This window comes from Oryzomonas japonica, from assembly GCF_008802365.1.
Classification (GTDB): domain Bacteria; phylum Desulfobacterota; class Desulfuromonadia; order Geobacterales; family Pseudopelobacteraceae; genus Oryzomonas; species Oryzomonas japonica.
This window is the reverse complement of record NZ_VZQZ01000001.1, coordinates 432244-450179: the sequence shown is the minus strand read 5'-3', so window position 1 is coordinate 450179 and position 17936 is coordinate 432244. Positions and strand designations below refer to the sequence as shown.

General features: G+C 60.8%; 19 protein-coding genes and 1 riboswitch. Of the genes, 8 read left to right on the top strand and 11 right to left on the bottom strand.

The window, feature by feature from the left end:
• Positions 1-91: 91 nt before the first annotated feature.
• The 7 genes from fdhD to F6V25_RS01970 all read left to right on the top strand — a co-directional run bounded on the left by fdhD (position 92) and on the right by F6V25_RS01970 (position 5983).
• Entirely contained in the window at positions 92-1507 is a 1416-nt protein-coding gene (gene fdhD / locus F6V25_RS02000) for a formate dehydrogenase accessory sulfurtransferase FdhD (RefSeq protein WP_151126742.1), read from the top strand.
• Positions 1508-1562: 55 nt separating this feature from the next.
• A riboswitch (molybdenum cofactor riboswitch) is annotated at positions 1563-1679 on the top strand.
• Positions 1680-1791: 112 nt separating this feature from the next.
• Entirely contained in the window at positions 1792-2610 is an 819-nt protein-coding gene (locus F6V25_RS01995) for an ABC transporter substrate-binding protein (RefSeq protein ID WP_338045575.1), read from the top strand.
• Positions 2611-3297, top strand: coding sequence for an ABC transporter permease (locus F6V25_RS01990; protein WP_151126740.1), 687 nt, complete (start codon positions 2611-2613; stop codon positions 3295-3297).
• 3 nt (positions 3298-3300) lie between these two features.
• Positions 3301-4035 (top strand): energy-coupling factor ABC transporter ATP-binding protein, encoded by a 735-nt coding sequence (locus tag F6V25_RS01985; protein WP_191966041.1) that lies wholly within the window; start codon positions 3301-3303, stop codon positions 4033-4035.
• 26 nt (positions 4036-4061) lie between these two features.
• Positions 4062-4574: a molybdopterin-guanine dinucleotide biosynthesis protein B gene (mobB, locus tag F6V25_RS01980; protein WP_151126737.1), complete on the top strand. Its 513-nt coding sequence runs from the start codon at positions 4062-4064 to the stop codon at positions 4572-4574.
• Complete coding sequence (gene moaA / locus F6V25_RS01975; protein WP_151126735.1) at positions 4561-5541, top strand: GTP 3',8-cyclase MoaA; 981 nt, start codon at positions 4561-4563, stop codon at positions 5539-5541. The genes mobB and moaA overlap by 14 nt, the downstream gene beginning before the upstream one ends.
• A 1-nt stretch (position 5542) precedes the next feature.
• On the top strand, positions 5543-5983 hold the full coding sequence (locus F6V25_RS01970; protein ID WP_149307379.1) for an MOSC domain-containing protein: 441 nt from the start codon (positions 5543-5545) through the stop codon (positions 5981-5983).
• Between the two features lie 70 nt (positions 5984-6053).
• On the opposite strand, the gene F6V25_RS01965 is transcribed toward F6V25_RS01970, so the two are convergent.
• The 11 genes from F6V25_RS01965 to F6V25_RS01915 form a co-directional block, all read right to left on the bottom strand.
• Positions 6054-8027, bottom strand: a complete 1974-nt coding sequence (locus F6V25_RS01965) for a sensor histidine kinase (RefSeq protein WP_151126733.1) — start codon at positions 8025-8027, stop codon at positions 6054-6056.
• Positions 8027-9421, bottom strand: a complete 1395-nt coding sequence (locus F6V25_RS01960) for a sigma-54-dependent transcriptional regulator (RefSeq protein ID WP_151127198.1) — start codon at positions 9419-9421, stop codon at positions 8027-8029. Before F6V25_RS01960 ends, F6V25_RS01965 begins: the two co-directional genes overlap by 1 nt.
• Before the next feature lie 268 nt (positions 9422-9689).
• Positions 9690-10106: a F0F1 ATP synthase subunit epsilon gene (locus tag F6V25_RS01955; RefSeq protein ID WP_151126731.1), complete on the bottom strand. Its 417-nt coding sequence runs from the start codon at positions 10104-10106 to the stop codon at positions 9690-9692.
• A gap of 39 nt (positions 10107-10145) precedes the next feature.
• On the bottom strand, positions 10146-11561 hold the full coding sequence (gene atpD, locus F6V25_RS01950; RefSeq protein WP_151126729.1) for a F0F1 ATP synthase subunit beta: 1416 nt from the start codon (positions 11559-11561) through the stop codon (positions 10146-10148).
• 54 nt (positions 11562-11615) lie between these two features.
• A complete protein-coding gene (gene atpG / locus F6V25_RS01945) occupies positions 11616-12482 on the bottom strand; it encodes an ATP synthase F1 subunit gamma (protein WP_151126727.1) in 867 nt (288 codons plus the stop codon).
• A gap of 18 nt (positions 12483-12500) precedes the next feature.
• The gene (atpA, locus tag F6V25_RS01940; RefSeq protein WP_151126725.1) at positions 12501-14009 is read right to left on the bottom strand and encodes a F0F1 ATP synthase subunit alpha; all 1509 of its coding nucleotides are present in this window, start codon (positions 14007-14009) and stop codon (positions 12501-12503) included.
• Between the two features lie 8 nt (positions 14010-14017).
• Positions 14018-14560 carry an ATP synthase F1 subunit delta gene (gene atpH / locus F6V25_RS01935; protein WP_151126723.1) on the bottom strand — a complete coding sequence of 181 codons (543 nt, stop codon included), beginning with the start codon at positions 14558-14560 and terminating at the stop codon, positions 14018-14020.
• Entirely contained in the window at positions 14557-15171 is a 615-nt protein-coding gene (locus F6V25_RS01930; RefSeq protein ID WP_151126721.1) for a F0F1 ATP synthase subunit B family protein, read from the bottom strand. Before F6V25_RS01930 ends, atpH begins: the two co-directional genes overlap by 4 nt.
• Before the next feature lies 1 nt (position 15172).
• Positions 15173-15598: an ATP synthase F0 subunit B gene (locus F6V25_RS01925; RefSeq protein WP_151126719.1), complete on the bottom strand. Its 426-nt coding sequence runs from the start codon at positions 15596-15598 to the stop codon at positions 15173-15175.
• Between the two features lie 190 nt (positions 15599-15788).
• On the bottom strand, positions 15789-16643 hold the full coding sequence (locus F6V25_RS01920; RefSeq protein WP_151126717.1) for a ParB/RepB/Spo0J family partition protein: 855 nt from the start codon (positions 16641-16643) through the stop codon (positions 15789-15791).
• Positions 16636-17409 carry a ParA family protein gene (locus F6V25_RS01915; protein WP_151126715.1) on the bottom strand — a complete coding sequence of 258 codons (774 nt, stop codon included), beginning with the start codon at positions 17407-17409 and terminating at the stop codon, positions 16636-16638. Before F6V25_RS01915 ends, F6V25_RS01920 begins: the two co-directional genes overlap by 8 nt.
• A 195-nt stretch (positions 17410-17604) precedes the next feature.
• On the opposite strand from F6V25_RS01915, the gene F6V25_RS01910 reads away from it, so the two are divergent.
• Complete coding sequence (locus tag F6V25_RS01910; RefSeq protein WP_151126713.1) at positions 17605-17871, top strand: cytochrome c3 family protein; 267 nt, start codon at positions 17605-17607, stop codon at positions 17869-17871.
• The last annotated feature ends 65 nt before the right edge of the window (positions 17872-17936 follow it).

The window sequence follows — 17936 nt, the reverse complement described above, 5'->3', positions numbered from 1 at the left end:
ATCAAGCATCTTGTCCGGGGGTACGGAAGTCATACCGTTCGCGGTGCAGCTTCCGCGCCCCCTTCAACAACTCATAATAGGTTATGCGCGTATGAAAACAACCCATGTGTACCACCAGGGGAGGCTTGAAGAACAGCAGGGCGATACCGTCCGCGAGTTTCCGGTCGTTCTCCATGTCAACGGCCGGGAAATAGCCACCCTCATCGCCTCGCCCCACGATCTCCGCTTCCTGGTGGCCGGCTTTCTCCGCCTACAGGGCTTCGTGACCTGCATCAGTGATTTCCACATGCTGGCGGTGTGCGAAGATTTCGGCACCGCCAATGTCCGCATCAAGGGCGAACTGCCGGAGCGTCTCAAGCCGGTCCTCACCTCCGGCTGCGGGACCGGCATCACCTTCAACCTGCCCAGCGCCGAAGCGCGCACCGTCCCGGCCCCGCCCGCCCGGGTGACGGCGGATACGATCTTTCGCCTGATGGACGAGCTGAACCGCCGGTCGGAACAGTATCGCAGCCACGGGGGTATCCATTCGGCAGCGGTGGGCGACGACCAAGGCATCATCCTCGCCGCCGAGGATATCGGCAGACACAACACCCTGGACCGCATCGCCGGCGAAGCGCTCATAAAGAACATCGACCTGGCCGGCAAGCTGCTGGTCACGTCGGGCCGGATTTCCACCGAGATGGCGGCCAAGGCCGCGTTGCTGGGCATCACCCTCATCGCTTCCCGCACCTCCCCCACCGATATGGCCATCACCATGTGCGAGGAGGCCGGCATCACCCTCATCGGTTACGTGCGCGGCGGCAAGTTTACCGTGTACAGCCACCCCGAGACCATTGCCGCCGAGGTGGGCCGGCACGCTTCCCCCACGGGCAGGTCGATTCCAGGCGTCACGGGCGTCATCCTGGCCGGGGGCAAATCCAGCCGCATGCGGAGCAACAAGGCGCTCCTCCCCTACAAGGGGGGACGCTTCATCGAGGCCATCTACCGCCAGATGTCGGAATTGTTCGACGAGGTCATTCTCGTCACCAACACCCCGGATGAATATGCCTTCCTCCCCTGCCGCAAAGTGCCCGACCTGCATCCCGGCATGGGAGCACTGGCCGGATTGCACTCGGGCCTGCATCACAGCGACACCCCCCATATCTTTGCCGTGGCCTGCGACATGCCCTATCTGAACAGCGCCTTGATCAAGAGGCTGGCTACCCTGAGGACCAAGGCCGACGTGATCATTCCCGAAGGGGAAAAGGGGTTGGAACCGCTGCACGCCTTTTACGGCAAACAATGCCACGACGCCATGGAAAAGGCGCTCCAGTCGGGTAGCAGGAGGATCGTCTCCTTCTTTCCCGAGGCCAGGGTCTGCGTCTTTTCCCGGGACGAGGTCACAACCTTTGACCCCTCGCTCGACTCCTTCAGGAATATCAATACCCCGGCCGACTACTTCGAGTTGCGCGACGGCGAGCGGGTAAAGAACCATCCCGAAGCCGCCCTTGCCGTCCACAGCGGCTAGGGAGACGTCGTTAAGAGGAAATTGACTCGGCTCTACTGAACAGGTAGTATATATAAGACATACACATCTCCGAGCCGTTCCGCCTGTCGGGTTACCCCGTGGCGGCCGGTCAATGGGCACTGCGGGAAACGGCTGCGCCTCCCTTTTGGAAAGGAGACCCGATAGCGATATGCTGCTGTCTTGCACGCTCAAAGGGTTCTTTCCATAAGGAAGGAGCCCTTTTATGTATCGAGGTTTCAATGTTTTTCCAGAGAGCATCACATCTATCCGTGCGGAGGAATGCAGTGAAAACGCTTTTGAAATTCGGAATGACCCTTGCCCTTATGCTGGGCCTGTGCAGCGTTGCCGCAGCCGGCGAACGCCTGCGCATGTCCACCACCACCTCCACCGAAAACTCGGGGCTGCTCAAGGTGCTCCTGCCCCCTTTTGAAAAGAAGTACAACTGCGCGGTGGATGTCATCTCCGTCGGCACCGGCAAGGCCCTGAAACTGGGGGAGACCGGCGATGTGGACGTGGTGCTGGTGCACGCCCGCGCCCTTGAAGACGCCTTTGTGGCCGCCGGTTTCGGGGTCAACCGCAGGGACGTCATGTACAACGACTTCATCATCATCGGACCGGCCGGCGACCCGGCGCGGGTCAAGAGCGCCAAGACCGCGGCAGAGGCCTTCAAGCGCATCGCCGCCGCCCGCTCCCCCTTCGTCTCCCGCGGCGACGAGTCCGGCACCCACCAGAAGGAAAAAGAGATCTGGAAGGCTGCGGGCATGAAGCCTGGCGGCTCGTGGTATGTGGAATCGGGCCAGGGCATGGGTGAGGTGATCACCATGGCCACCGAACGGCGGGCCTATACCCTGGCCGACCGGGGCACCTACAACGCCTACCGCTCCGGCAAGACCGACCTGAAGACCGTCTTCGAAGGGGAAAAGGGGCTTTTCAACCCCTACGGCGTCATCGCCGTCAACCCCAAACGCTTCCCCCATGTCAAGAGCGCCCTGGCCATGAAGTTCATCGACTACATTACCGGCCCCGAAGGGCAGAAGGTCATTGCGACCTTCCGGGTCCACGGTGACCCGGTCTTCTTCACCTACGGCACGAAGGGGCGTTAAGTGGGGTTTATCGCCGAATCCCTGCATACCTCGGTCGCGCTGATCGCCTCCTTTGACCCGGAGGTCTTTGCGACGGTGACGACGTCCCTGGCGGTTTCCGGCTGTGCCATCGTCCTGGCGGCGGCGGTCGGGATTCCGGCCGGGGTTGCGGTGGGGCTGCACGAATTCCCCCTGAAGCGGGCCGTCATTACGCTGCTGAATACGCTCATGGCCATGCCGACCGTCGTGGTGGGTCTCGTGCTCTACGGGATACTGAGCCGCCAGGGGCCGTTGGGGGCCATGGGGCTCCTGTTCACGCCATCGGCCATGGTCATCGGCCAGACCCTCCTGGCGGTGCCGATCGTTGCCAACTATACGGTCAGCGTCATCCAGGGGGCCGACCCGCGCATCCTGCCCACGGCCCTGACCCTGGGGGCCAGCCCGCTCCAGGCGGTGTTTCAGTTGATGCGCCAGGTGCGTTTCGGCATCATCGCCGCCCTGATCGCCGGCTTCGGGCGGATCATTGCCGAGGTAGGGGTGGCCATGATGCTCGGCGGCAACATCCGCGGCTATACCCGGACCATGACCACCGCCATCGCCCTGGAGACCAGCAAGGGGGAGTTCGCTTTCGGTCTCGCCCTGGGCATCATCCTGATGACCGTGGCCCTGGTGATCAACCTGTTTCTCAATACACTCCAGCAAAGGTAGTCCGTGGACGACATCTACAACATACATGAGCTTACCATGGTTTTCGACGGCCAACGGGTGCTTGACGTGCACCGTCTGGCCATCGGGGGGAGCCGCCTCCACATCCTGACCGGCGCCAACGGGGCGGGCAAGAGCACCCTCCTCAATGTCCTGGCATTTCTGGCCCCTCCCACGTCAGGCCGGGTCATCTTTGACGGTACCCCGGTGCCATGGGGGAGCCCCTCCCTCTTCAGGTTGCGGCGCAACGTCACCCTCATGCAGCAGTTTCCCTATCTCTTCGCCGGCAGCGTCTTTGAGAATGTCGCCTACGGCCTCGGAGTGCGGGGCATCGGTGCAGCTGAGCAGCGGCAGCGGGTTGACGCGGCCCTGGCCCAGACCAATCTGGGCGGTTTCGCGCGGCGCAATGCGCTGCAACTTTCCGGCGGCGAGATCCGCCGGGTGGCCATGGCGCGGGCACTGGCCCTCAAGCCGCGGGTGCTTCTGCTGGATGAGCCGCTCGCCAACGTGGACCACGAAACAGCCCGGTTGCTGGAATCCCTTATCATCTCCCTCCCCCGGCAAGGGGTATGCACCATCATGACAACCCACGAACCGAACCATGCGGACCGCCTCGGCGGCAGGACCATTCACCTGGTTGCCGGGGGTATCGGGCAGGCGGATCTCGTCGCCGAGCGCCCCGTCCCGGCAGGCATCGGTGTTCCCGTTCACCAGATCGCGGCGTCGGCCGCGACGTTTTAAACCCCAAAGCCTGTCTGGAGGTACCTATGCTCTCCCACGCCGTTTCATTCGTCGCCAAATCGGGCACCGGCAAGACCACCCTGCTGGAGAAGGTGATTGCCGAGCTCAAGAGCCGGGGCTACCGGGTCGGGGTCATCAAGCACGACGCCCACCACTTCGACATCGACCATCCGGGCAAGGACAGCCACCGCCTGACCCAGGCGGGCGCCGACACCATGTTGATCTCCTCGCCGGAGAAGCTGGCCGTGATCAAGAAGCACGCGGAATCGCCCCCTATCGAGGAGTTGATCGCCGTCTACTTTGGCGATGTTGACTTGGTTCTGACCGAAGGTTTCAAGAAAAGCGGCCTCCCCAAGATTGAGGTCCATCGCCGGGAACGGAGCGACACCCTGCTCTGCCGGGGCGAGGCGCATGATCCCAGCCTGCTGGCGGTGGCCAGCGATGAACCATTGCAGTTGGATGTGCCGGTACTGGATCTCAATAGCCCGTCACAGGTAGCCGATTTCGTGGAAAAACGGATCATCCATGCAACTGACTGACTCCCTCGGGAGAACCATAAACTATTTGCGTCTTTCGGTGACCGATCGCTGCAACATGCGTTGTTCCTACTGCATGCCCGCCGAAGGTGTCACCCGGAAACGCCATGAAGACGTCCTGCGCTACGAGGAACTGCAGCTGATCGCCGAAACCGCGGTCAGCCTGGGGATCGAGAAGATCCGCATCACCGGCGGCGAGCCGCTGGTGCGTGCCGGCATCGTCGAATTCCTCTCCCGCCTCGCGCATATCGACGGCCTGCGCCACCTGGCCATCACCACCAACGGCCTCCTGCTGGACAAGATGGCCGGAGACCTGTATCAAGCGGGTGTGCAGCGCCTGAACGTCAGCCTGGACTCCCTCCACCGGGAGACCTTTGCCGCCATTACCCGGGGCGGCGACCTGGACCGGGTCTTGTCCGGGCTGGATGCGGCCGAACGGGCCGGTTTCCCGCCGCCCAAGATCAACATGGTCGTCATGCGCGGGGTCAACGATGGGGAGATCCTGGATTTCGCCGAACTGACCCGGAGCCGGGGCAACTCGGTACGCTTCATCGAATACATGCCGGTGATCAAGGAAGATGCTTGGCAGCGCTACTGCATCTCCGGTGAGGAGATCCTGCAACGTATCGCAGCCCATCACACCTTGGAGCATGTGTGCAAGGGGGCCTTTGCCGGTCCCTCCTGCGACTTCCGCATCCAGGGCGCCCAGGGGACCCTCGGCATCATCACCGCCGTATCGGGCCACTTCTGCGGGGAGTGCAACCGCATCCGGGTGACCTCCACCGGCCAGGCCAAGGGCTGCCTGTTTTCCGACGAGACAACGGACCTGGTGCCGTATCTGCGGCCGCCTGATCCCGCAGCCCTGACGGAGGTCATGAAGGGGATCGTCATGGCGAAACCGAAGGGGCACCACATCACCAGCAACGGGTATGAACACAAAAATTTTACGATGGCACAGATTGGAGGATAGGATGGCACACGTCGTCGCCGTCTGCATCAGCGAGAAAAAGGGCGAGCGTAAAACACCGGTGGCAGAGGTTGCGGTGAAAGAGAACCACGGCATCGTGGGGGACGCCCACGCCGGTGACTGGCACCGCCAGATAAGCCTTTTGGCCGAAGAGAGCATCGACAAGATGCGGGCCCTGGGGTTGAACGTGACCGCCGGTGCCTTTGCCGAGAATATCACCACCAGCGGTATCGAACTGGTAACGTTGCCCATAGGAACCCGCCTGCAGGTGGGGGAAACCCTGCTGGAGGTAACCCAGATCGGCAAGGAGTGCCACACCCGCTGCGCCATCTACTATCAGGCCGGCGACTGCGTCATGCCCAAGGAGGGCATCTTCGCCAAGGTCATCACCGGAGGGAAGATCCGGTCGGGGGACCAGGTGCAGATCATCGGCCCCACCTCATAGGACGTATAAGGCTTATAGGACCTATACGTCCCATAGGCCCCATAAGTCCTGGCAACCCTGCGGCCTATCCCTAAGGGATGGTCACCCGGAATGTCGTCCCTTTCCCCTCCACACTCGACACCTTGATGTCCCCGCCGTGATCCTTGATGATGCCGTAGGAGATGGAAAGCCCCAGGCCGCTGCCCGTATCCTTGGTGGTGAAAAAGGGGGTAAAGATCTTCTTCAGGTGCTCGGGTCCGATCCCCGGGCCGGTATCCGAGATGCTGACCTCACAACCATCCAGAGGGGCCACCCCCTTGGTCGCCAGGGTCAGTACCCCCTTGCCCCCCATGGCCTGAACCGCATTGAGAATCAGGTTGGTGAAGACCTGCCGGAGTTGGTCCCCATCCCCCCGGATCATGGCCAGATCAGACGCGTACTCCCTCACCACGGTGATGGCGTCCATGGGAACCTGGTGGCCGATCTGGCCAAGGATGCCGTCCAGAAGGTCATGGATGTCGACCTGCCCCTGGTGCAGCTTTTTCTGCCGGGCGAATACCTGCAGATTACCCACGATCTTGGCGATCCGCTCCACCTGCTGGCTGATGATCCCCACCTCCTCCCGATTGGCGTGATCGGGCGGCAGACACATCTCCAGAAACTCGATGTTGCCCCGGATGACGGCCAGGGGGTTGTTGATCTCATGGGCCACGCCGGCGGCGATAACGCCCAAGTCCGCGAGTTTTTCCGCCTTGGCGAGATCCGCCTGGGTTTCCAGAAGAAGCGCATTCTTTTCTTCGAGTTGCGCCGTCCGCTTCAGCACCTTCTGTTCCAGGCTGCGATTCAGCATGGTAATCTCGGACTCGCGGTGGGCCAGGGCGCGCGTCATCTGGTTGAAGCCTCCGGCGAGGTCCCCCAGTTCATCGGCCGAACGGACGTCTATGTGCAGATTCCGCTCGCCGAGCGTCACCCTGCGGGTGAGTTGCTCCAACTCCTTGATGGGGGTGGCCAGGTGGGTGCCGATAACGCCGGAAACCGCCAGCCCGATCAGTGAGCTGATTAACAGGACAACGACCAGGATGGTATTGACGTTGTTCTTCAGGGCGCTGTACTGCTTTTCCAGCATCCCCACATACAGGGAGCCTATGACCTCGCCCCGCAGGCCTACAATCGGCTCGTAGGCGGTCAGGTACCAATCGTTCACCACAAACGCCCGTCCCACCCACTTTCGGTTTTCCAGGATGACCCTGTTGTAGACCTCTGCGGAGAGTTGCGTGCCGATAGCCCTTCTGCCGTTTGACGCGTGCACGTTGGTGGCGATGCGGGTATCGCCGAGGAACAGGGTGGCGGTGCCCACATCCTGCCCCTTGAACTTCACCCCCTCGTAGACGGTGTCCTTGATCTTGTCCACCAGGTCGTTATTGTTGTTAAGCAGTTCCGCGCAATACAGCGCGCCGGCAACCCGGCCGGCGCTATCGAGCACCGGCGCCGCCGAGACCATGACCATCCCCGCCCGCTCCACGGAACTCTGGCGGGGCCGGGAGTGGGGTGTCGTCACCACGTCGATACGCGCCTGGGCCGTCAGTTCGTCTTTTTCAGCGGCCAGTTGCTCGGGGGAGAGGACCGTGGTGCCGGTGACCGTTTTCCCCCTCAACGCCTGGTCGATAAAATAGGTGTCAACCGGTGTGTCGCCGAACCGGGCCGGATTGTGGGCCCGAAACAGGACCCGCCCCTTCTTGTCCACGGCGGTCAGGATATCCAGATGTTTCTTATGCAGGAGGGGGGTGAGGAGTGACGAGATGGCCGGACGGTTGCCGGAACTGATGGATAGGGCGGCAAAGGGGTTGTCGGCGGTGAGTTCCAGCAGTTCATTGATATGGTGCAACTCGTTGCGGTACGCCTCACGGGCCGAGTTCAGGTCGGTTCTGACCTTTTCCTGGGCCTGGCTGGTGATTTTGGCGTCGATGATATAGAGACCGGTGAGCGAACAGATGAAAAAGGCGACAAACAGCGGCGCCAGCGCCCCAACGGTCAGTTTGGCACGGATGGGAAAGCGCCGCGGCATCAGGGATCGTCCGCATCCGCCGGAGCGGCCTTGTCCTGCATGCCGTATTCTTCAAGTTTCCGGTCCAGGGTCCGGCGGGCGATATTGAGGATCTTGGCCGTCCGGCTCTTGTTGCAACCGGTTTTCTGGAGCACGTGGAGGATATGCTCGCGTTCCACGACCTCCAGGGGGAGAAGCCGCTCCCCTTCCTCCCGCTGTTCGGCAGCAAGCGGGGCGCTTTTCCAGACCGGCAGGTTTTCGGCGGAGATCACCGTGCCCCGCGCCAGGATAGCCGCTCGTTCGATGGCGTTCTCCAGCTCCCTGATATTTCCCGGCCAGGAGTAGGATTGCATGAGCAGCAGGGCCTCCGGGGTGAAGTTGACGAATTCCTTCTTCATCCGCTGGGAGATCCTGTGTAAAAAGTACCTGGCCAGGGGCTCGATGTCCTCGGCACGTTCGCGCAGAGGCGGGAGGTGGATGGAGATGACGTTCAGCCGGAAGAACAGGTCTTCCCGAAACCGCTTCTGGCGTACCTCCTCCTCGAGATTCTTGTTGGTGGCCGCCAGAAAACGTATATCCACGGACCGGGCTTTGGTTTCACCCACGGGGATGTAGTCACCCTCCTGCAGGACCCGCAGCAGCTTGGCCTGGATGGTGGGGCTCATGTCGCCGACCTCATCCAGGAAGAGGGTTCCGTTGTTGGCCTCCTCCAGGAGCCCCTTCTGGTGGGTTACCGCGCCGGTGAAGGCCCCGCGCACATGGCCGAAGAGCTGGCTTTCCAGGAGCGTATCCGAGAGGGTGGCGCAGTTGATGGAGAGAAAGCGTTGCTCCTTGCGGGGGCTCACGCTGTGGATCAGACCGGCGATCAGCTCCTTGCCGGTTCCCGACTCCCCAAGTATGACCACGTTGGCATCGCTTTGGGCCACCTGAACGGCCATCTCGTGGACTTGGCGGAACGCATCGCTGGTATAGACCAGGTAGCCCGACGGGGCGGACTTGCCCAACTCGTCCTTCAGGGCGGAGTTTTCCTTGAGCAGTTCCTTGCGTTCCAGCACCTTGTCCAGTATCCCGAAGATCTTCTCCTTGGGGAACGGCTTGGTGACATAGTCGTACGCCCCCAGCTTCATGGCCTCAATGGCCGAACTGATGGAGGCGAAGGCGGTCATCATGACCACCGGTATTTCCAGCTTGAGTTCCTTGACCCGCCGGAGGATCTCGATGCCATCCACATCGGGCATCTTCACATCCAGCAGCAGCAGATCGCTTTCCTCCAGTGCGCGATGCTCCAGGGTGCGCAGCAGGGCCTCGCCGGAAGTGAAAATCTCCACCTCAAGTCCCCGGGTGGTCAGGATCTTGTTCAGATAGCGCACTATTTCGACTTCATCGTCGCAGATGATCACCCGTGCATCGTACATTTCCGGTACCCGTTGTTTTTTGCCGCTCGTGGCGACAGCAAGGCTGTTATCCATCTCTAATATCATGTAGTGGATTTTACACCGCTTGGAAGTAATGGACAACTATTAGAAAAGCTGAGACCCCAATTATTCATCCCCATCGACCGGGGCTTTGAATTGCTTGCCGTGCCGACGAGTGATTGCAGTGGCTCGACAGCCAGGATCGGCAGAGTACAAACAAAAAGAGCGGCATTGCTGCCGCTCTTTGCATACGGATATTTCAATAAAGCTACTTGCGAACCGCCTTGCCCGCAACCTGCATGCGGATCAGGGCGCGTTCCAGGGCTGCTTCGTAGACCTTGAACTGCTTGTCTTCCGTGGTCAGGTGCTTGAGCTTTTCCTCGGCGCGCCCCTGGGCTGCCTTGGCCCGCTCGACGTCGATCTCTTCGGCCAGTTCGGCGGTCTCAACCAGGACGATGATCCGGTCGTCCTTGATCTCGAAGTAGCCCCAGTTGAGGGCCATGTGCTCGGCCTTGCCATCATACTTGTAGGCCAACTCGCCGATCTTGAGCGAGGTCAGAAACGGGGCATGACCCGGCAGGACGCCAAACTCGCCCAGTTTGCCGGTGGCGGTGACCTCATCCACTTCTATGTCAACCACCTTCTTGTAAGGGGTGACGATCTCCAGCTTCATCTTTTCAGCCATATATCAGTCCTTGAAAGGGGTGTCCCCCGTAAGGTTAATTTATACCGCAGCCAGCTTGGCGGCCTTTTCGATGGCCTCTTCAATGGAGCCGACCATGTAGAAGGCCTGCTCGGGCAGGGCGTCGTGCTTGCCGGCCACGATTTCCTGGAACCCCTTGATGGTGTCCTTCAGTTCGACGTATTTACCGGGAGAACCGGTGAAAGCCTCGGCAACATGGAACGGCTGGGACAGGAAGCGCTGGATCTTGCGGGCGCGGGCCACGACCAGCTTGTCTTCTTCGGAGAGTTCGTCCATGCCGAGGATGGCGATGATGTCCTGGAGGTCCTTGTACTTCTGGAGCACGAACTGGACGGAACGGGCCACGGCGTAGTGTTCCTCGCCGATGACCTGGGGATCGAGGATGCGCGAGGTGGAGTCCAGCGGGTCAACGGCCGGGTAGATACCCAGCTCGGCGATCTGGCGGGACAGAACCGTGGTGGCGTCCAGGTGGGCGAAGGCGGTGGCCGGAGCCGGGTCGGTCAAGTCGTCGGCCGGGACGTAGATGGCCTGGACCGAGGTGATGGACCCTTTTTTAGTGGAGGTGATGCGCTCCTGCAATTCACCCATCTCGGTGGCCAGGGTCGGCTGGTAACCGACGGCCGAGGGGATACGGCCCAGAAGGGCGGAAACCTCGGAACCGGCCTGGGTGAAACGGAAGATGTTGTCAATGAACAGAAGAACGTCCTGGCCTTCTTCGTCGCGGAAGTATTCGGCGACCGAGAGGGCGGTCAGGGCGACGCGGGCGCGGGCGCCTGGGGGTTCGTTCATCTGGCCGTACACCAGGGCGGCCTTGTCGAGAACGCCGGATTCCTTCATCTCCATCCAGAGGTCGTTCCCTTCGCGGGTACGCTCGCCGACGCCGGCGAAAACGGAGAAACCGCCGTGCTGTTTGGCGATGTTGTTGATCAGTTCCATGATGAGAACGGTCTTGCCGACGCCGGCGCCGCCGAACAGGCCGATCTTGCCGCCGCGGGCATAGGGGGCCAGGAGGTCAACGACCTTGATGCCGGTGGTGAAGGCTTCGACCTTGGTGGACTGGTTTTCGAACGAGGGGGCTTCGCGGTGGATGCCGTATTCCTTCTCGTTGCCGATGGGGCCCATCTCGTCAACCGGCTCGCCGATAACGTTCATGATCCGGCCCAGGGTCTTGTGACCGACCGGGGCGCAGATCTGCTTGCCGGTGTCGATAACGGCCTGGCCTCGTTTGAGGCCGTCGGTGGAGTCCATGGCAATGGTGCGGACCGAATTCTCGCCCAGGTGCTGGGCGACTTCGAGAACGAGGTTGTTCTCCCGGTCATCGATGGCCGGATTGGTCACCCTCAGGGCGTGGTAGATCTCCGGCAGCTTGCCGGGCTCGAATTCGACGTCGATAACAGCGCCGATGACCTGCGAAATTTTACCGATGTTCTGACTCATGGAACTCTGTCCTCCTGTGGCCGTGAAGCCTCATATAGTGATTCGGTTCTCTTGTTATCCTTTGATCGATTCGGCGCCGGAGATGATCTCCGTCAGTTCGGTGGTGATGGCGGCCTGGCGCGCCCTGTTGTACTGAAGGGTCAGCTTGCCGATCATCTCGTTGGCGTTCTTGGACGCGCTGTCCATGGCGGTCATGCGGGCGCCGTGCTCGGCGGCCACCGACTCCAGCATGGCCTTGAAGATCTGCACCTCGATGTTCTTCGGCAGGATCTCTGCCAGAAGCTCGGCAACCGACGGTTCGTAGATGTACTCCACCGGGGTTTCGTCGCCCAGGGTCTTCTCCTCAGGCTCCACCGGCAGGAGCTGCTGGAAGGTGATGTCCTGGGACATGACCGTACGGAAGGCGTTGAAGAGCAGGATGACCTGATCGTACTCCTCGGCCAGATAGCCGTCGATCACCTCGTGGGCCAGCATGGCCGCGGTCTGGTAGTTCGGCTTGGCCAACACGTTGGGGAAGTTCTTGGCGATCTCGTGGCGGTGCCTGAGCGCTTCATACCCCTTGCGCCCGACCGTCATCAGCGAAATTTCCTCGAACTCGCCCTGTTTGTCCTTGATGAAATGCTCAGCGGCCTTGCACAGGTTGCCGTTGAAACCACCGCACAGGCCGCGGTCGGAGGTGACCACGATCAGGAGCAGCTTCTTGGCGTCGCGTTTCTCCAGAAGCGGATGAAGGTCCCCCTCCAGATTGCCGGCCAGGGACTGCAACACTTCGGCCAGCTTGCCGGCATAGGGACGCGCCGCAACGACGTTTTCCTGGGCGCGGCGCAGCTTGGCGGCCGAGACCATCTTCATGGCCTTGGTGATCTGGCGGGTATTCTTTACGGATGCGATCCGTTTTTTTATGCTTTTAAGGCTTGCCATGTCTCAAACCGTCCTTGTTTACGCGGTGAATTCCTTCTTGAACTGCTCCAGGGCGGCAACGATCTTGCCCTTCAACTCATCGCCGATGGCCTTCTTGTCGCGCAGTTCGGCCAGCACATCGGCCTGGCGGTTATCGAAAAAGGCGTACATTTCCGGCTCGTAGCGTTTGAGCGCCGCGACCGGGTAGTCGTCCAGGAAACCGTTGTTGGCGGCGAAGATGACCAGAACCTGCTTCTCGTTGGGAATCGGGCGGTACTGGGGCTGCTTGAGAATCTCCACCAGGCGCTCGCCGCGGGCCAACTGCATCTGGGTGGCCTTGTCCAGGTCGGAACCGAATTGGGCAAAGGCGGCCATCTCGCGGTACTGGGCCAAGCTGAGGCGCAGCGTGCCGGCTACCTGCTTCATGGACTTCGTCTGGGCGGAACCGCCGACGCGGGAAACCGAGAGGCCGACGTTGATGGCCGGGCGGACGCCGGAGAAGAACAGGTCGGTTTCCAGATAGATCTGGCCGTCGGTGATGGAGATGACGTTGGTCGGAATATAGGCGGACACGTCGCCGGCCTGGGTCTCGATGATCGGCAGGGCGGTGAGCGAACCGGCGCCGCACTCGTCGGACAGTTTGCAGGCACGCTCCAGCAGGCGGCTGTGGAGATAGAAAACGTCGCCCGGGTAGGCTTCACGCCCTGGGGGGCGACGGAGCAGCAGGGAAAGCTGGCGATAGGCGACGGCCTGTTTGGAAAGGTCGTCGTAGATGATCAGGGCGTGCTTCTTGTTGTCGCGGAAGTACTCGCCCATGGTGACGCCGGTGTAGGGGGCGATGAACTGGAGCGGGGCCGACTCCGAGGCGGTGGCGGCGACAACGATGGTGTAATCCATGGCACCGTGTTCGCTCAGTTTGGAAACGACCTGGGCGACCGTGGAACGCTTCTGGCCGATGGCGACATAGATACAGACCACGTCGCCCCCCTTCTGGTTGATGATCGTGTCGATGGCTACGGCGGTCTTGCCGGTCTGACGGTCGCCGATGATCAACTCGCGCTGACCGCGCCCGATCGGGACCATGGAGTCGATGGCCTTGAGGCCGGTGGCCATGGGCTGATGCACCGACTTGCGGCTGACGATGCCGGGGGCCTTGATCTCCACCTTGCTGAAGCTCGTGGTGTTGATGGGGCCTTTGCCGTCGATGGGCTGACCGATGGCGTTGACAACGCGGCCGATCAGGGCGTCGCCCACCGGAACCTCGGTGATGCGGCCGGTACGCTTGACCGTGTCGCCTTCCTTGATCTCGGCGAATTCACCGAGAATAGCGGCGCCGACGTTGTCTTCCTCCAGGTTGAGAACCATGCCGGACACGCCGCCGGGGAACTCCAGCAACTCGCCGGCCATGGCGCCAGCCAGGCCGTGGATACGGGCGATACCGTCACCGATGGAGATAATTGTGCCGGTTTCCGACACCTCTACCTCCTTACCATACTCCTTGATCTGTTTCCTGATGATCTCGCTGATCTCTTCGGCTCTGATTTCCATGGAAGCATTTACCCCTTCTGTAGTATATCTTGAATCCGTTTAAGCTGAGTTTTCACGCTGCTGTCAAAGGCTGTATCGCCGATCTGGGTCACGACGCCGCCCAGCAGGGTCTGATCGACCGTCACCTGCGGCACCACCTTCTTGCCGGTCTTCTTCTCCAAGGCGCCTTGAATGGAGGCCACCTGGGCGGCGTCCAGAGGGAAAGCGGTCCTGATGAAGGGACGGATCACGCCGGAATGTTCATCGGCCAGTTTCTTGTAGGTTTGAACGATCTGGTCGAGGAAGGCCACGCGGTTTTTGTCCACCAGAAGGAGCAGGAAGTTGCCGACCAGTTCGGAGCAGTTGGCCTTTGCCACCAGATCCTTCATGATCCCCTTCTTCTGCTCGGCGGTGAAGGCCGGATTCCCAAATGCGGCCCGCAATTCCCCATTGCCGGCGAAGAGGCGATCCATCGCAGCCAATTCCTCGCTGAAGCGGTCGATCAGGTCGGCCTCCGAGCCAAGCTGCACCAGAGCCTTGGCGTATCGTCTCGCAATCGTATTGTTGATCACTGGATCTGTACCACCTTGTCAAGATATTCGCCGACAAATCGGTCGTGGTCGGCCTTCTGGATGGCGCCGGTCAACTTGCCGGTGGCAATCTCCACCGCCAGGCGGGCAGCCTCGGCACGCAGTTCGGCACGGGCCTTGAGGGTTTCCTGCTCGGCCGACTGGGTCGCCTGGAGGGCGATTTTCTGAGCGGCGACCTTTGCCTCGGCGATAATACGCTCTTTCTCCTGCTCCCCTTCACGGATGATGGCGGCATGGAGTTCATCGATTTCCTTGGATGCCTGATCGAGCTTGGTACTGTACTCGGCCAGCTTGGCCTCGGCAGCGGCCTTCCCCTCCTGGGCATCCTTCAGATCCTTTTCGATCTGGGTCTGCCGGGCGGCCAGCGTGCCCTTGACATTGGCCTTTTTCAGGGCCCACACGATGATGCCGACCAGAACGGCAAAGTTGAGCACACGCCAACCCAAATCCTTCATCTGGGCGGCGGCGTGGTCGGCTTGGTGCGCGCCTTCGCCCCCCTCGTTGGCAAAGCCGGTCGAGGCGGCCAGAACGATGGCGGCAACATAGACCAGGGAGAAGGCGATTTTTTTCGTACGATCGGATACCATCAACATGTTACAGGCTCCTCCCCAGGATTTTCTCGCAGATGTCGCCGGACAGGGCCTCGGCCTGCTGTTTCAGCAACGCGCGGGCATCGGCGGCCTCCTTGGCCACTCTATCGCGAATGGCCTCCAAAGAGGCGGTTGCCTCCTTGCGCGCCTTCTCCAATACCGCCGTCTCCTCACTCTGTGCTTCCTTGAGGGCCTCGGCCCTGCGGCCGGCGGCTTCGGTTTTGGCGTCCCGCAGGCGGGCCTCATAGCGGGCCATCTTTTCCTGGACCTCCAGATCAACGGAGGCGGCCTTTTCACGGGCAGAGTCGATTACCTGGCGGCGGTCGGCCAGAACCTTGCGGATCGGCTTGTAGAGGAAAACGTTGAGAACAAGGACGAGGATTCCGAAGTTAATGACCTGGACAACGAATGCTAAATTTAATTCAATCACGACCTACCCCTTGCAGGCATGCATAAATTGTATACTTGTATACTGTATCCATCAGATATCGGACCTAGCTACCACATATTTCAACACTTTGTCAAGATGTATTGCAAAGAAAACTGTCGGATTTCAGCGGGAAGCGGTGGCAGGCACCTACCAACGGAACGGGGACAAGCGGTATTCAGCCCCGCAGTTCTCACTGTTCGAGCAGATCGACGATACGGGTCAGTTCATCGGGGTCGCTGAAGTGGATCTCCAGCCTCCCCCCCTTGGTGCCGACCCTGCGGATGGCGACCCGCGCCTGGAATCGTTTCTGCAACTGCTCCTCCAGGGCGCCCATGAGCAGGTCGGGTTGCTGCGGGCGCTTATGCGGCCCCGGGTGGGGGTTCATCTTCAGCCGCCGCACCAGGTTTTCAGCTTCACGGACGCTCAACTGGCGCTGCACGATCTCATGGCGGGCCTTGAGGATCAACTCGGGACTTTCCAGGGCCAGGAGCGTGCGGGCATGCCCCATGCTCATGCGTTCCTCCACGATATCCTGCTGAACATCAGGGGGCAACTTGAGCAGGCGCATGGAGTTGGTGACGCTGGTGCGGTTCTTGCCGACCCGCTTGGCCACGTCCTCATGGGAGATGCCGAAATGCTCCACCAGGGAGCGATAGGCCTGGGCCTCCTCGATGGCGTTCAAATCCTGGCGCTGGATATTCTCTATCAGAGCCAGTTCCAGCACCGCATCTTCGCTGGCCTCGCGGATAACCACCGGCACTTCCCTGACACCCGCCTTCTGGGCGGCGCGCCAGCGGCGCTCGCCGGCAACGATCTCGTAGAAGTCGTCCTTCTTGGTCACCACCAGCGGCTGGATGATACCCTGCTCACGTATGGAGGCGGCCAACTCGTCCAGCTTGTCCGCTGCGAAAAACTTGCGCGGCTGGTTGCGGTTGGGCCGAATTTTTTCGATCGGGCAGATGAAATAATCGGAGCGGCCCTCGGCCGTATCCACAACTTGCAGCAGCGATGCCATCCCTCTCCCGAGGCCGCCTTTCTTAACCATTGGCTGTCTCCCTCTGGATTATTTCCCGGGCCAACTGTAGATAACTGGCGGCGCCGCGTGACGATATGTCGTAGTGAATGACCGGCTTGCCGTGGCTGGGGGCTTCGGCCAGGCGAACGTTGCGCGGAATGACCGCATCGAAGACCTGATCGGGGAAGTGGGTCCTGATCTCCGCGACCACCTCTTTGCCCAGATTACCGCGGGAATCGAACATGGTCAGCAGGATACCCTCTATCTTCAGCAACGGATTAAGCCCTCTCTGAATCAGACCGATGGTATGCAGTATCTGGGAAAGCCCCTCCATGGCGTAAAACTCGCATTGGAGCGGGATCAGCACGGAATCGGCCCAGGTCATGGCGTTGACGGTCAACAGATTGAGCGATGGGGGGCAGTCGATGATGATGTAACGGTACTGTTCCACCAGGGGGGCGAGGGCGAACTTGAGTTTCAACTCCCGGCCGATTTCGGAGGCCAGCTCCAGTTCCGCGCCGGCAAGGTCGGAGTTCGCCGGTATGACGTGCAGGAAGGGCTGTCCGATGTCCACGATCAGGCTCTGGGCATCGACCTCGTCGACGAGGGCGTCGTAGATGGTCTGCTTCAGCCGGGACTTGTCGATTCCCACCCCGCTGGTCGCGTTGCCCTGCGGGTCGATGTCAACCAGCAGCGTCGGCTTCTCGGCCGCCGCCAGCGAGGCGGCCAGATTGACGGCGGTGGTGGTCTTGCCGACCCCACCTTTCTGATTGGCGATGCAGATTATCTTGGACATGACAGCATGGGCCTTGCCTGATACGAATTGCGATTATGGAGCTGAAGAGCGAAAAATTACCATAAAGTTCCCAAGGTGCAAAGCATATTTTTCCAGAGACCATCCGTGGTTTATTGACAACGGTCAAGTATTTTTCGTCGGGAGCGGCTTAAGATCAGGTCGAATTGATCATGTATGAAGCGAGGTTACATCCACATGCAAAAATTGCTCACGCCACTCTGTGCCCTGGCAATCAGCCTCTGCGTGACTACGGGTGCCGAGGCATTCGAATGCAAGGTCTGCCACAGCAAGAATCCCCGCATGGTTGCCATGCACACGGCCCTTCAGGGACAGAACTGTTTCGGCTGTCACAAGGTAGGAGACCGGCTGATGGGCAAGAGGGAACCAAAAGACATGGAGAGCTTGCTGAAACGCAGGGTCGCCGCCGCGGAATGCATAAGGTGTCACGGCAAAAAGGAATGAATGCGGACGATTAAATATTCCGGACGGCGTATCGCTCCAGGATTTTCATCCCGTCGGGGTCGAGT

What these genes read in the sequence shown, in the direction of transcription:
- fdhD (WP_151126742.1), top strand. Translation starts at nt 92, where the DNA reads ATGAAAACAACCCATGTGTACCACCAGGGGAGGCTTGAAGAACAGCAG.
- mobB (WP_151126737.1), top strand. Translation starts at nt 4,062, where the DNA reads ATGCTCTCCCACGCCGTTTCATTCGTCGCCAAATCGGGCACCGGCAAG.
- moaA (WP_151126735.1), top strand. Translation starts at nt 4,561, where the DNA reads ATGCAACTGACTGACTCCCTCGGGAGAACCATAAACTATTTGCGTCTT.
- F6V25_RS01970 (WP_149307379.1), top strand. Translation starts at nt 5,543, where the DNA reads ATGGCACACGTCGTCGCCGTCTGCATCAGCGAGAAAAAGGGCGAGCGT.
- F6V25_RS01965 (WP_151126733.1), bottom strand. Translation starts at nt 8,027, where the DNA reads ATGCCGCGGCGCTTTCCCATCCGTGCCAAACTGACCGTTGGGGCGCTG.
- F6V25_RS01960 (WP_151127198.1), bottom strand. Translation starts at nt 9,421, where the DNA reads ATGTACGATGCACGGGTGATCATCTGCGACGATGAAGTCGAAATAGTG.
- F6V25_RS01955 (WP_151126731.1), bottom strand. Translation starts at nt 10,106, where the DNA reads ATGGCTGAAAAGATGAAGCTGGAGATCGTCACCCCTTACAAGAAGGTG.
- atpD (WP_151126729.1), bottom strand. Translation starts at nt 11,561, where the DNA reads ATGAGTCAGAACATCGGTAAAATTTCGCAGGTCATCGGCGCTGTTATC.
- atpG (WP_151126727.1), bottom strand. Translation starts at nt 12,482, where the DNA reads ATGGCAAGCCTTAAAAGCATAAAAAAACGGATCGCATCCGTAAAGAAT.
- atpA (WP_151126725.1), bottom strand. Translation starts at nt 14,009, where the DNA reads ATGGAAATCAGAGCCGAAGAGATCAGCGAGATCATCAGGAAACAGATC.
- F6V25_RS01930 (WP_151126721.1), bottom strand. Translation starts at nt 15,171, where the DNA reads ATGTTGATGGTATCCGATCGTACGAAAAAAATCGCCTTCTCCCTGGTC.
- F6V25_RS01920 (WP_151126717.1), bottom strand. Translation starts at nt 16,643, where the DNA reads ATGGTTAAGAAAGGCGGCCTCGGGAGAGGGATGGCATCGCTGCTGCAA.
- F6V25_RS01915 (WP_151126715.1), bottom strand. Translation starts at nt 17,409, where the DNA reads ATGTCCAAGATAATCTGCATCGCCAATCAGAAAGGTGGGGTCGGCAAG.
- F6V25_RS01910 (WP_151126713.1), top strand. Translation starts at nt 17,605, where the DNA reads ATGCAAAAATTGCTCACGCCACTCTGTGCCCTGGCAATCAGCCTCTGC.